7 protein-coding genes are annotated in these 13,769 nt (G+C 52.0%); all 7 read left to right on the forward strand.

Annotated elements, in window-relative coordinates:
* The first annotated feature begins 15 nt into the window (after positions 1–15).
* On the forward strand, positions 16–363 hold the full coding sequence (locus BN2684_RS13520) for a helix-turn-helix domain-containing protein (RefSeq protein WP_058302711.1): 348 nt from the start codon (positions 16–18) through the stop codon (positions 361–363).
* A 289-nt stretch (positions 364–652) separates the two neighbouring features.
* Positions 653–835 (forward strand): anti-repressor SinI family protein, encoded by a 183-nt coding sequence (locus BN2684_RS13525; RefSeq protein WP_058302712.1) that lies wholly within the window; start codon positions 653–655, stop codon positions 833–835.
* A 442-nt stretch (positions 836–1,277) separates the two neighbouring features.
* The gene (locus BN2684_RS13530; protein ID WP_058302713.1) at positions 1,278–2,177 is read left to right on the forward strand and encodes an ABC transporter ATP-binding protein; all 900 of its coding nucleotides are present in this window, start codon (positions 1,278–1,280) and stop codon (positions 2,175–2,177) included.
* On the forward strand, positions 2,174–3,487 hold the full coding sequence (locus BN2684_RS13535; protein WP_058302714.1) for an ABC transporter permease: 1,314 nt from the start codon (positions 2,174–2,176) through the stop codon (positions 3,485–3,487). The genes BN2684_RS13530 and BN2684_RS13535 overlap by 4 nt, the downstream gene beginning before the upstream one ends.
* A 626-nt stretch (positions 3,488–4,113) precedes the next feature.
* Positions 4,114–6,201 (forward strand): S-layer homology domain-containing protein, encoded by a 2,088-nt coding sequence (locus BN2684_RS13540; RefSeq protein WP_159065799.1) that lies wholly within the window; start codon positions 4,114–4,116, stop codon positions 6,199–6,201.
* A 75-nt stretch (positions 6,202–6,276) separates the two neighbouring features.
* The gene (locus tag BN2684_RS13545) at positions 6,277–13,071 is read left to right on the forward strand and encodes an RHS repeat-associated core domain-containing protein (protein WP_159065800.1); all 6,795 of its coding nucleotides are present in this window, start codon (positions 6,277–6,279) and stop codon (positions 13,069–13,071) included.
* A gap of 13 nt (positions 13,072–13,084) precedes the next feature.
* A complete protein-coding gene (locus BN2684_RS13550) occupies positions 13,085–13,720 on the forward strand; it encodes a hypothetical protein (RefSeq protein ID WP_058302717.1) in 636 nt (211 codons plus the stop codon).
* Positions 13,721–13,769 lie beyond the last annotated feature (49 nt).

Here is a 13,769-nt window from a genome sequence, read left to right on the forward strand (position 1 = left end):
TTTAAGGAGACTTCAATGATCGGGAAACGTGTTCAAGAGCTTCGCATGAAGAAGGGGCTGACTTTATCGGAGTTAGCCGAACGGGCCGGAGTGGCCAAATCCTACCTCAGTACGATGGAGAGGGACATTCAGTCCAATCCGTCGATTCAATTTCTGGAAAAGATCGCTTCTGTGTTAAACGTCTCGGTGGAATCCCTGATCCATCCGGATCAAGAGGCGCAATCACCGAAGCGCACGGAGGATCTCGACGAGGAATGGCGGTTGTTGGTACGAGATGCAATGGCATCGGGCATCAGCAAGGAACAGTTCCGCGATTTTCTGGAATACAACAAGTGGCGTTTGAACAAGGACAAGGACGAATAGGCATACATCGAATCACGCTCCTATCTCCGCTTAGGCGGGGACGGGGGCGTTTTTCATTTGCGATGAAGCCCGTGCGCGGAATCGGGCAGGCACCTCTCTGCGGTTCTGCGGGTAAGCTGTCGGAACCTGATGGAAACGTTCCGTTCGTGTAGGAATATTTTCCTATCCGACAACGGATTGCGACATTCTCGCACGAAGCTTATCCGCTATAATGCAGAAAGCGGGTAAGGCCGATTGCTCTTAAGGTTACCAAAACGAAGGCCAAATATTGCCATTGGAGGCTGGAACGATGAATGGAATGACGGAGCGCATGGAGGAACTGGACGAAGAATGGCAAGAGCTCATGGTGACGGCGCGGCGGATCGGGCTGTCCGTTGAGCAGGTGCGGCTTTTCTTGACATGCCCGCATCCGGGTGCCATTGCAGATCCGGTTGTGCGCTTACATACGAACCATGCCCAGCACAGGGCTTAAGAACAAAACGTCAGAAAGCCATTGAGCTCAAGCCTTGCTCCTAAAGGAAGCTTGCGGCATTCATTCTAAACATGATTGGTCTTAAGCCTTTGCAGCCGTTCCGGACGGCTTGGCAAGGGCATTTTTCTTGCTTCGAGGGCGTGTCTCTAAGCGCCTTGAACGGGAGCAGCTCCGGCAGCTGAGCCGTTGTTTCTGCGATAGCCTGATTGCATAGGCGGGCGTCCCTTCCTGTGGATTCTCGAGGGCTCTTCCCTCACTAGAGTAAGCAAAGCGGTCATGGACTGGGCGTACTCTACATGATACGATCATCTTATAGTGGAAGGGAAAGATGCCCAATCGACGAGCGGGCGACTTCATGAAACCGATTACTCTGGAGCACGGATGAATCTTTTTTCGCTTCGAAACGTATGGACCGGAAGCACAATCAGAAGGAGGGCAACGAATGAGTGTTTTGCAGCTTGAAGAAGTCACCAAGCGGTACGGGGACAAAACGGCAGTAAACGGCATTTCGCTGCAGGTGGAGAGGGGAGAGATCTTCGGGCTCCTCGGCGGCAACGGGGCAGGGAAGACGACGACCATGCGAATGGTGCTTGGCTTGATCTACCCGGATGACGGCAAGATTCTATACAACGGTAAGCCGTATTCCGGCGAGCTGCTGCGCAAATTGGGGTATTTGCCGGAGGAGCGGGGGCTCTATCCGAAGATCAAGGTCAGCGAACAGATTCTTTACCTCGCCGAGCTGCGCGGCGTGCATAAGCACGATGCGGACAAGGCGCTGAAGGGCTGGCTGGAGAAATTCGGAGTGCCGGACTATTACGGCAAGAAGGTGGAGGAGCTCTCCAAGGGCAACCAACAGAAAATCCAGTTCATCGCAGCCATCATTCACAATCCGGACATTCTCATCCTGGATGAAGCGTTCAGCGGACTCGATCCGGTCAATGTCGAGCTGCTGAAGGCTACGGTGCTTCAACTGCGCGATGAAGGGAAGACGATTCTGTTCTCGAGCCACCGCATGGATCATGTGGAGGAGCTTTGCCGCAATATTTGCATTTTACATAAGTCGAATACGGTGTTGAAAGGAAGCCTTCGCGATATTAAGAATTCTTATCCGAAGGAACGGGTGCTGTTGGAAACAGCGGTTCCAGTAACGGGTCTTGAGGGATTGCCCGGTGTAACTCAAGTGAAAAGCGAGGGAGGCCGTTACGAATTCCGCGTCACCGAACCGGCCGCCGCCCAGAGGATTCTTCAGCAGGCCATGTCTCAAACCGACATCAACCGGTTTCAGATTCTGGAGCCTACGCTCACCGAAATCTTTATCAAGAAAGTGGGGGATGGAGAATGAGGGGCTTCTGGACGGTATTGAAATTTACGTTTATGAACCGGGTTAAGGCGAAGTCCTTTATCTCCACCACGATCATCTTTGCCCTTCTCATCGCAGCGGGCGTCAATGCACCGAGCGTCATCTCCCATTTCTCGGGAGACAAAACGACGAACGTCGGGGTGTTTGCGGATTCCACCATATCACCTGCGCTCATTGAACATTTCAAGAAGGATGATCCCAAGCTGGTGCTGATCGAGTACCCGGACAAGGGTTCACTCTCCGCCAATGAAGAGTTCGCTAAGACGGCGGTTCTGAACAAGGAAGTGAAGGGCTTTCTGGTGAAGCAGCCTGCCAAAGAGGGCGAATTTCCCGCGTTCCGTTATCTGTCGGAGGGGACGTTCACGCAAACTGGACCCAGCTCGAAGCTGCAGAGCGCTCTGCAGATCATCAAAGCAAACGAGGTCGTAAAGGAATTTAACCTGACCGACGAACAGGTCACCAAGCTGAATACGCCCGTATCGCTGGAGTCCATCCAGATCACTTCCGGATCATCCGGAGGCGGCACGGGGAACGTTGACGGGCCGGGAGCGGAAGGGAAGACTCCTTCTGAGCAGCTCATGTCGTACATCCTCGTCTATGCGCTGATGATCCTGCTCTTTATGGCTCTCTCCATGTACGGGAACATGACCGCTTCGGAGATCACGGCGGAGAAAAGCTCGCGTGTCATGGAGGTGCTGATCACGAGCGTGTCGCCGCTCAAGCAGATGTTCGGCAAGGTGTTCGGCATGTTCCTGCTCGGCGTGGCCCAGATCGCCCTCTTCATCGCCGTTGCCGTCATCAACCTGAATCTGCCGAACAACCGCGATTTCTTCGCCAGCAACGATCTCGACTTCAGCAGCATCGATCCGATGCTCTATGTCTACTTCGTCCTGTTCTATCTGCTCGGCTTCTTCCTCTACGTCATCCTGTACGCGGCGATGGGCTCGATCGTAAGCCGCACGGAAGAGCTGGGGCAGGCCGTCATGCCGATTACGCTGCTGTCGCTGGCTGGCTTTTACATCGGTATCTATGGAATTAATGCGCCTATGGGAACCTTCATCCGCGTCTGCTCGTTCATTCCGTTCTTCACTCCGAACATCATGTTCCTGCGGATCGGGATGCTATCGAACGTTCCCGCTTGGGAGATCTGGCTGTCCATCGCCATCCTGATTGCCTCGATCCTGTTCTTCGGCTGGCTGTCGGCGAAGATCTACCGCACCGGCGTCCTGATGTATGGCAAGCGGCCCTCCATCAAGGAGATCCGCAAGGCAATGAAGGCATATAAACTGTAATCTAGGTAGCAGCTGTGTGGGTAATACTAACGGTTGTCACACGAAGGACGTACGAATGTCACGAAGAGCAAGATGATTTGTGATTTAGAATCTAGAGTGAACTGTGGATAGTAAAGAACGACAAGATTATTTATAGTGTGTTGTTATATTTCGCTTGTTTTCTGAGCTTTTGTGCCATTGCCTAAATCCTTTGCTAGTGTCTTGTGACATTAATGTAGCGTCTTGATATTACAGTTGGTGTCTGAAGGTATATGGTTGCTTTTGAATAAAATTTGAATTTGAAGCAATATGATTTTCAATGGCTTCGCTCTTTGATAATAAAGGGTGAAGCCATTAGTCATTTTTAAGGAAAATAACGGGGCATAGAGGAACAGTTTATCCTTTACCCTATTTATATCCATAAAATCATCAAGCACATGCTTCTAATAATCTAGTAAACGTCCGTTATCACACCTCGTCCATACTAACCCATCGAATGACTTGAAATCGCACTCAATTAACTGGGTAATTTTTCCGATATAGATAGGATAATACTCCTTATTCCAGAAAAATAGGGGGTTAATTAGAAGGAGAGAAAGGATGAGATTATGTTCAGCAACAGAAAATCGATCAGGACGAGAGACGGGGTGAAGATTAGGTCGAAAGTTGCCACGATCCTGATGACCGTTTTCTTACTTGTCGGAACGATGCCGTTCGCAGCGGGAGTAGAGGCAGCGGATTCTACTACGGTCAAACAGAGAACGGATTACAGCGCAAGCGGGCAGGGTCTGGTTTGGTTTGAAACCGACACGAACGGAAACCGGCAATTGCTTTACCAGAATGGAACCAGCGGTTCCCCACAAGCGGTAACTAACAGCACCTCCGCCAAGGACGCTCCTTATCTGTCCGGAGACTTCGTCGTCTGGGCTGACAAAGGCGATCATCCCGCCGCTTCCGTCAACTGGGACATTTATCTGGCGGACACTCGCACCGGCATACATAAGAAGCTGAATAGCACGACAGGGGAATACGGGAATCCCACGGTGGACGGCGTTGGCGTCGTATGGTCGGATCGATCAGGCTACGGACGCATGGTTTACCACGAGCTGGCGACGGACAAGGAGACCGATGTTGGCGAAGGCCGTTTCCCGATCTTGAACAACGGGGTCATCGTATACAAGAATGCGAGAGATGGTGGGTTGAGCCTGCTCGATTTGAGCAGCGGTGCGAGGCGTAGTTTGGTAAGCCTAGGCAACTCCAATTACGTAGACTGGTTTGTCTTCAATGGCACTGATGTATTGTGGAAGCAAAAAAACGGGCTCGGTGAAAGCAAGTATGTGCTGATAAACAGCCAAGACCCAGCGGCGGAGCCTCGTGATTTGACGTCATTATCCGCGAAATCGGTGGAATACGCGTTCATGTCGATTGGCGATACGCAGGCTGTATTTCTGGATTCGGACAGCGGCTCTGCCGTACTGCGTGGAGTTAATCTTACGAACGGAACGATCTATTCGGTACCCGTTCCTTCTACTATAGGGTCATGGATTGGGTTCAGCGGTGACCGACTCCTGTATAGCCTGTCCGATCAATCTATTCACTCTCTTGACCTCGCTAAGGGCGAGACCGGAGGGAATGGAAGTGATAATGGAGGAAGTACTGGTGGAAGTAATGGCGGCGGCAACGCTGGAAATGGAGATGGAGGAACATCCGGGGGATCAACGGGCGGCAATCCGACGGGCAGCACAGAAGGAACACGGATCGGACCGGATGGCGGAACTATCGAGTCGGCCGATGGCCGCGCACGATTAGAGATTGCGCCAGAAACGTTCCAGGCGAATACAACGATCAGCCTTCTCAAGAATCAATCGTCCACAGCTATTCCGCATGACGATAAGGGTCGTGTGTTGACGCGAGGGTCTTCCGATTGGCGTGTGGCAACAGATGCAGCCTTTCGCAAAGCGGCCCTGCTTGAGTTGAAGTATGATTCGGAAGATGTTCTCTCAACCGGCAAAGAGAAACTAGGTATCTACCGGTTTGATTCCCATAACTCCTATTGGATCTACGTAGGCGGAAGTACAGGGGCCCACGAAGGGTATGTTCGTTCGGATATTCGAGAGTCGGGCGTATACGCCGTCATGCTGCGAAATCTGAATTTTGCCGATGTTACGAAAGGGTTTTGGGCGGAAGAGCCCATTGGCGTGCTTGCGGCCCGGGGTGTTCTTGAAGGAGACGAAACCGGTCGGTTTGCCCCAAATGCTGCGGTTACTCGCGAAGAATTCACCAAGATGCTGGCGGTAGCAATCGGGCTTGAGCCGCTTTCTTCTGGTCATCCGACATTCCGTGACGTGCCAGCCAACCGTTGGAGCAGCGGATGGATTGAGGCTGCCTCGGCTGTAGGCATTGTTCAAGGAGACAATGGTAGATTTCAACCGGCAAGCGCCATCACACGTGAGCAAATGGTGACCATGCTCATGCGGGCCAAAGCTTATGCCGAGCAGCGCGCCAACAATTCTAATAAGAATCCGGCTGAATCAGCCGTTCGTCCGAAATCGGAGCTTTCCTCCTATACGGACGGTTTCAAGGTGAGTGGTTGGGCGGAAGCGGCTATGCTGGAGGCCCTTCAGCAGGAGCTGCTGAACGGAGATAACGGTAAGCTATACCCTCAGCGAACGGCAAACCGGGCGGAAGCGGCAGCCGTCATCTACCGATTGCTTGGGAAGTTGGGCTTGCTATAATCAGCAGATCAATTGCTGGGAAGCGGAATTATCTTAATGAACGATATCATGGATTCATTGAAAGGGAGAAAAGCGATGAATCATCTCTATAACGCCTTGAAGGATTATGCCCGTAAGAAGAAAAGGGCGGCAGTTTGCGCGTTCCTTGCGTTTGTGGTTATATTCACCACGACATGGAGCCTTCCTGTAGGCTTGTGGCCAAGCTTCACAGAAAAAGCCTACGCCTCGACCAATATGCGAATCGAGCCAAGCGAGATCAACACGGACAAACAAGAAAAGGCAAAAATCATATTCAGCTTTAATGCGGACGACAACGGCCAAGCCAAACATGAGGTCAAAATTAACTTATGCACCCCGAACCCGAATGGGGGCCCGCCGGCTCTAAAGGAGTTGATCGCCAGCGGCACTTATGATACGAAGGATTCGAATGGCCATTATCTCGTTCATGAGGTGGAATGGGACGGCAAGATCAATGGAGTTCCGCTCAAGGAAGGCAAGTATACCATTGCGGTATCTCCGATGGATTACAATGGAATCGGCGTCTATTACGGCCAAATGGCCAGCTTCGAAATCCGCAACTCGGTTCAACCCGCTCCGCCGCAGTCTCTGAACGCCAAAGCGGCAGCTTCGGGAGACGGCACAATGATTTCGGGTACGGCTGAGGCGGGTTCCACGGTCTCCCTGGAGGTTTTCTATTCAGGCAGTGATGCAGAGAAAACCTACAGCCCTATACAAGTTAATTCTCAAGGGCAATGGCAGCAAAAGGTTAGTCTCGACTTAAACCGAATTGCGAGAATCGGAGCACGTGCTGAACGGGATGGACTCCAATCGAGCTATTCGCAGCAGTTGAGCATTCTGCGCACGCCGATCCCTTCCTTTCCCGTTACTTGGGAACAGTTGGCGGCTTATTACTATAAAGCCAATTCTACGGTCACGGTCAAGACCATGACCAAGCAACTAGCTGACCTGAATGGCAGCACGAACGGCTCTGGAACGGTGACGGGATTGAATGCTCTGTTGATTCAAGACCCGGAAGTCAGCGAGCCGCTTGCACAGAGCGACCTCGCGCAGTTTACAGAGCAGGCAGTAGCTGACCGGCTCCGCATCGTGAATCCCTCCGGGCAAGGTCCGGTAGAGCCAGCGCGCGGGGATTTCAACTACCAAACCGACCGGCTGACTCTCCAGGCTCTTATGCAGCTGCAATTCGGTTTGTCCTATCTCAGCCGTGAGGCCAACATCGGTGCAACCGGTCTTGGCTGGCATCACAGCTATGAATGGCGGCTTACTCCGGTAGACGGCAAGCTTGAGCTGATGAGGCCGGATGGTTCACGATTTGAATATGTTCCGCTGAGCGGGGGCAGGTATTTGACGCCGCGCGGCACGGATTGGACGCTGCAGGACGATACCGGAAGCGGGCATCTGCTGAAGACTCCCCAAGGTACCGCTTATCGCTTTGACAGCGAAGGGCTGCTCGCATCGATCACCGACCTTACTGGTAATCAGGTGATGCTGTCCTACAGCGGCAAACAGCTGATGAAAGTGGCAACCCGCGGCGCGGAGCTCGCGTTGACCTACGATCATGCGGGCAAGCTCGCCGGTGTTAGCGATCACTCGGGGCGCAGCCTTTCGCTCTCCTATGATTCGAACGGAGATATGGTGTCTTTCGCCGATGTGGATGGCGCTTCAACTAAATTCGGCTACGATAATCGGCACCGCGTGATTTCCGTATCCGATCCGAAGCAAAGCGCGACGATGACCGTTCATTATGATGAGCATGGACGGGTTACCTCCTATACTGACTTTTATGGAAAGACGAGTACGACGGCTTACGAGGGTAAGGTTTCTCCAGTCATTCGCGGGGAAGACGAAGAACAGGAGCCGGATGACGAGGTGGGCATCCATCCGGGTCAAGGGCGAGACATTCCGGCTGGCGATGAGGTTCTGCTCTCCGGGAACATGAACAATCTGGCTCATGCTCCGGCATATCGCAAAGTGCCGGGACTCTTGCCGGTGATCAAGAGCTACCTGGACAGCTCGGTGGAAGCCATATTACGCCAGCAAGGACAGTATGAGGCATCTGCCGTAGCAGCAGATTCCAACGAGATTGCCAGCATCCAGAAGACCATCGCCTCCATTGGCGGCTCCGGTGTCGCGATTGTCCGCACAGGGTATCTGAATGTGGAGAGCAGCGTGACCTTCGGCAGCCCCGAGCATCCGGTTGTTCTCATTGCTGAAGGCATGAACACGAACCAGGACATTACGGTGACGGTGTATGGGACCTTGATTTTGAAGCAGGGCCTGAACGCCAACACCAAGCTGAAGGTTCATGCTTATCGGGTTGGCGGCGATTATGGCAATCTCTGGTCCGGCGGAGCGATTCACTTGAATAATGATTCGCAGGTTCAGGTGGAGAGCACGCTCTATGGCGGCAGTCTGACCTATAACAGCGGCCAGCTCACCGTGAATGCGGACCGCATTCTCGTAAAGGGCGATCTGTCCATCAACACGAAGGTGAAGATGTCCATCGCTCAGGAAATGCTGCTCGGCGGCATTGTTTCGAACAATGAAGTGGCGGAGCTGAACGTGAGCGGCGGCGATCTGTTTGTTCGCGACAACGTGAGCGTCAACAACAACCTGTCGATACAGACGGGAGGCGTGTTTGCCATCGGCGGCGACATGACGCCTAACCAGACGCCGAAGGTTCAAACCGGCGTCGGCTCTGGCAAGACGATTCTGACCTACCCGAAGAGCGGCAGTGCGGCCCCGGTAGCTGCATATAGGCTGTCCGCCACCCTTGCGGCACAGGCCAAATCAACGCAAACCGATAGGCTCGGCCATTCGATGGCCTATACATGGAACGACCGGTTCCTGCTGGCGGCCGTAGTGAACCCGGACGGCACGACGGTCCGGTACGGATACGACAATGCCGACCGACTTGCGGACCTGACCGATGGCAACGGCGGCGTTCAGCGCTTGATTCACGACGAGCGCGGCAATGAAATTCAAGCGATTGACGGCAATGGAGAGTCGTCGGTGATCCGCTACAACAAGGAGAATCGCCCGGTTCAACAGATCGACGCACTGGGAGCAATCATTCGGTATAGCTATGATGCCTCGGGCAACTTGCTCGCTACGACTGACGCGCTGGGGAACCAATCCACCATCGAACGCGACGCAACCGGAGTTCCGGTTCGAGTGACGGATGCACTTGGCCAAACGACCGAATTTGTTAATGACGAATACGGTTTTGTCAAGACGGTGCAAGACCCGAGCGGGTACGTCAAAACGATAGTCCGCGATGCGCTGCACCGGGTTATGGAGGTAAGGGATGATCAGGGCCTCCTTGAGCAAACGGTGTACGATGCCAAAGACCGGGCAGTGGAGCGCCGTAATGCTGCCCAGCTAAGCCTAAGCAGCACGTACGACGCGAACGGAAACCTCACGAAAGAAACGGATGAGCAAGGCCAAGAGACATCCTATCAATACGATGTCTATCGGTCGATCGGAACGACGGATGCTGCCGGGAAAACAAGCAGTACTTCGTATGATGCGAACGGCAATGTGAAGGAAGAGACGGACGCGAATGGTAATCGGACGGCGTACACCTATGATGCGCTGAATCGTTTGCAGCAGACCACCGATGCAGCCGGGCAGACGACCGTCTATACGTATGACGCCAATGGCAACCTGCTGACCGAACAGGACGCGAACGGGCAACTTACCCGCCATACGTATGACCGAAACAATAGTCTTCTGAGCATCACAGACCCACTCGGTGCCGTCATCTCGTACCGTTACGATGCGGCAGGTCATCAGACCAAAGTGACGGACCCGCTCGGAAACAGCACATGGTTTACTTACAATGCGGCGGGGCAGCTTACTGAATCTACAGATGCCCTAGGCAACACAACTACCTATCAGTACGATGCAAGCGGTAGGCAGATCTCCACGATTGATGCAGAAGGCTCCGTCTGGCAAACGAAGTATGACAAGAGAGGGCTGGATAGCGGGACAATCAATCCGCTCGGTCAGGAAACGACCCTGATTCGCGATGATCGCGGCCGGGTGACGGAATCTCGCAACGCGGCTGGTGGCGTAACGAGATATGAATATGACAGCCTGGACCGCACGACGAAGATCATCAACCCGCTCGGTTCCACAACCGGCTACGAGTACGACGCGCTCGGTCGCGTCATTCGCACGACCGATGCCAATCACGGAGTAACCTCGTTCCGCTACGATGTTCTTGGTCAACTGACAGGCGTGACAGACGCTGGCGGCCACGAGACCGCTTATGCCTATGACGCGCTGGGTAACCTGCTGAGCAAGACGAATGCAAGGGGTGCCGTCACTGAGTATCAATACGATGTGTTGAATCGAGTCGTGGAGAAAGGTAATCCATTGAAGGAAGCGACACAGTACTCGTACGATGCAGCAGGTAATTTGCAATCGCAACTGGCACCGGATAAAACCAAGACAACGTATGGCTACGACGATGCGAATCATGTGATATCGATCCAGTACAGCGATGGACAGGAAGTTGCTTACGGCTATGACCTGGCAGGTCGCCGGATTGCTATGAAGGATAGCAATGGCGACACCCGCTATACGTACGATGCACTGGGGAGATTGACGGAAGCGATCGACTACCGGGGACGCAACGTGCGCTACGAGTGGAACTCGTTAAACCAGCGCAGCCGGGTCATCTACCCGGACAACACTACGGTCAGCTATGAATACGACAAAGCGGGCCGAATGACGAGAGTCACCGATGGACAAGGCCAAGAGACCGCATATACGTATGATGCGGGTGGGCGGATCAAGGGCAAAGCCTTGCAGAATGGCGGAACAAGCGCCTACCAATACAACGATGCGGGGCAAGTGACGGGCATTCGTCATCTTGGACCGGGAGGGGCTTTGCTGGAGCAGCTCAGCTATACGTACGATCCAGCGGGCAATCTAGTCCATTGGGAGCGGCAAAAAGGCGGCAGCGACGAAGACAATCCGAGCGGCGCGACACAGCAAGCCGACATCGCGGATTATGTGTACGATGCGCTGAACCAACTCACTCAGGTGCAGAAGCGGAACGGAACGCAGACGAGCTATACCTACGATGCCGCAGGCAATCGGCTCAGCAAGACGGTAGCGGGCGGCGGGTCAGCCGGAACCGAAACCTATGCCTATGACCCGGCGAACAAGCTGACGCACTGGGAAAAAGGGAGCGACTACCGGGATTACGCATATGACCTGCGCGGCAATCTCCTGACGGTGACGGGCACGGACAGCACATCCCTGCTGCGCGCACAAAGCCCGTCCGCCGACATGACGGTTCCTGGCAGCGTGTATGCACAGGACGGCGGTTCTGTAACGAATGAAGTCTATGGAGATGGCACCGCACCGGACGGAATTCATTCGCTGCAAGCAGCACTGGCAGGACCGCGCATCCTAGAAGCCTACAGCTGGGATGCCGCTAACCGGTTGACCGCACATACAAACGAATGGGGCGACCAAACGGTCTACCGCTATGACGGGAACGGAAGCCGCGTCTATATGGGAGTGACGCTCGGAAGCACCGCCCGTCAAGACGGATACCCGGCAAGCAACCCGGCAGGCCTACGGGACGGCTGGGAGACGCAGTACAAGAAGCAGCAAAGCGACACCTATTTCACTAACGACGTCACTTTAAGCTTGCCGGAACCGCTGGAAGCGACGGGTGAGGAGGGCTCGGCCTGGAAGCAGAACTACACCTATGGAGCGAATGAAGAACGGATCAGCATGAGCTACGTTTCGTCCGCCGACCCGAACAGCGGTTGGGAACCGACGGCGGGAGCAGGCGCGACAAGCAATGCGTCGCCCAAGACGCTGTATTACCTGACCGATATGTTGGGTAGCGTGCTTGCACTGGAAGGGCAGGACGGCAGCATCTCGGCGCGTTATGATTACGACGAATTTGGCACACCCGAGAATCCGGAGAAATTCGATCTGAACTATCCGGGACCGGACAACTTGTTCGGGTACACCGGGCTGGGATATGATTTCACCAGCGGCTTGTCCCATGCGGAAGCGCGGTATTTTGATCCGACCCTCGGACGGTTTGTGAGCGAGGATACGTATGAGGGTGAAATAGAGAATCCGCAGAGTTTGAATTTGTATGCGTATGTGGAGAATAATCCGTTGATTTATACAGACCCAACGGGACATTGGCAAGAAGGGGACGAGAAACTATCGTCTGATGTACAATTTCAAATTAGTATTTTAACCAGTGAATGGGATAGTGCAACAAGTACTCATGAACGTAATAGAATTCATGCTGAGGCTGAACTACTTAGAACGCTTGATAAGCTGTTCAGTGATGAGTTTGGTAGAAAGGCCAAATTCGGTCAAAATACCACAGTTGCGGCTGTTAACAAAATTTTAAAGTATACTAATCGAATTGATATAGTAAGTTACGCATTAGGTGTTGATAATTCAATGATTGCAGCAGTAATGTTTAGGGAAATTAGGTGTTTTGGTCCTAGTGATAACTTTGACACACTAAAACTAAAAATCAGGGGTGACGCTTCAATTGGACTCGGGCAAATATTTGTAAAAACGGCTCAAAGAAGCGAGAAATTGGCTAGAAAAGATGCCCCTGAGTACTCGGATAAACAAATGGCTAAGCGGCTTTTAGATGAGCAAACTAGTATCTACTATATAGGTATTGTCTTAAAAGCTAACAGTATTATTTTAAAAGAAGATTCAAGTGTCGCTTCTGTTCCTATACTTGCTCTTTATAATGGAAAAGGCAATGCTGCAAAGAAATACGGGGAGCAGACTTATCAATATTCACTTGCTTTCCGCAAATATTACAATACCATAGGTGTATATTAGGAAAGGGAAAAAAATGATTAAGAAAATTGCTGTCATATCAGCAGCATCCATAGTAGTTTTGTTATCATTATTTGCATACCTTCATTTTACAAATTGGAGTATGAAGGACATACAAGATAGAACCGAAATTCCACTTAACCATGAGATAAATTCCTATAAAGATGGTTTGCCTTTTGCTACTGAAAGGGCCAAACAATGGAGAAAAGATGCATATTTGACGAACATTGTTATTGGATTTCAAGGAAAAGAAAATATTAATAACCGAAGGGGAACTATTGATTATCATTATTACGCAAAAAACAACTCTATATTTGGACTTCCGGATGCAGTTTGTTGGGTTACTATTGATATGGATAAGCGTTCGATTGTTGAATTCAGAGCTTTTGGGGGTGCAAGATTATACGGTGACCCAATAGACATATCAAGGTGGAATATTGACATCAAGAGTATGTTTGATGGAATTGAAAAAGAAGGGATTCTTGAACTTCTTAATAGATATGATAATCCTTCACTTGTTGTGAGAACAAATGAAGAGATGTGGGAAGTTGCTTTATACCCTTCATTAGAAAGTATGGGTGAGGATGTGACATTTCGCTTTGAGACAACTACGAAGAAAATATACTATGTTAGAGATAAACTCAAGGAATAGGTAAATCATGTAATGTGATTAGTGATCTTCACTTTAATCCCTATCCTCA

The organism is Gorillibacterium timonense (assembly GCF_001457415.1).
GTDB classification, from domain to species: Bacteria; Bacillota; Bacilli; order Paenibacillales; family NBRC-103111; genus Gorillibacterium; species Gorillibacterium timonense.

Coding starts and splice junctions, on each gene's coding strand:
- BN2684_RS13520 (WP_058302711.1), top strand. CDS start 16: ATGATCGGGAAACGTGTTCAAGAGCTTCGCATGAAGAAGGGGCTGACT.
- BN2684_RS13525 (WP_058302712.1), top strand. CDS start 653: ATGAATGGAATGACGGAGCGCATGGAGGAACTGGACGAAGAATGGCAA.
- BN2684_RS13530 (WP_058302713.1), top strand. CDS start 1,278: ATGAGTGTTTTGCAGCTTGAAGAAGTCACCAAGCGGTACGGGGACAAA.
- BN2684_RS13535 (WP_058302714.1), top strand. CDS start 2,174: ATGAGGGGCTTCTGGACGGTATTGAAATTTACGTTTATGAACCGGGTT.
- BN2684_RS13545 (WP_159065800.1), top strand. CDS start 6,277: ATGAATCATCTCTATAACGCCTTGAAGGATTATGCCCGTAAGAAGAAA.
- BN2684_RS13550 (WP_058302717.1), top strand. CDS start 13,085: ATGATTAAGAAAATTGCTGTCATATCAGCAGCATCCATAGTAGTTTTG.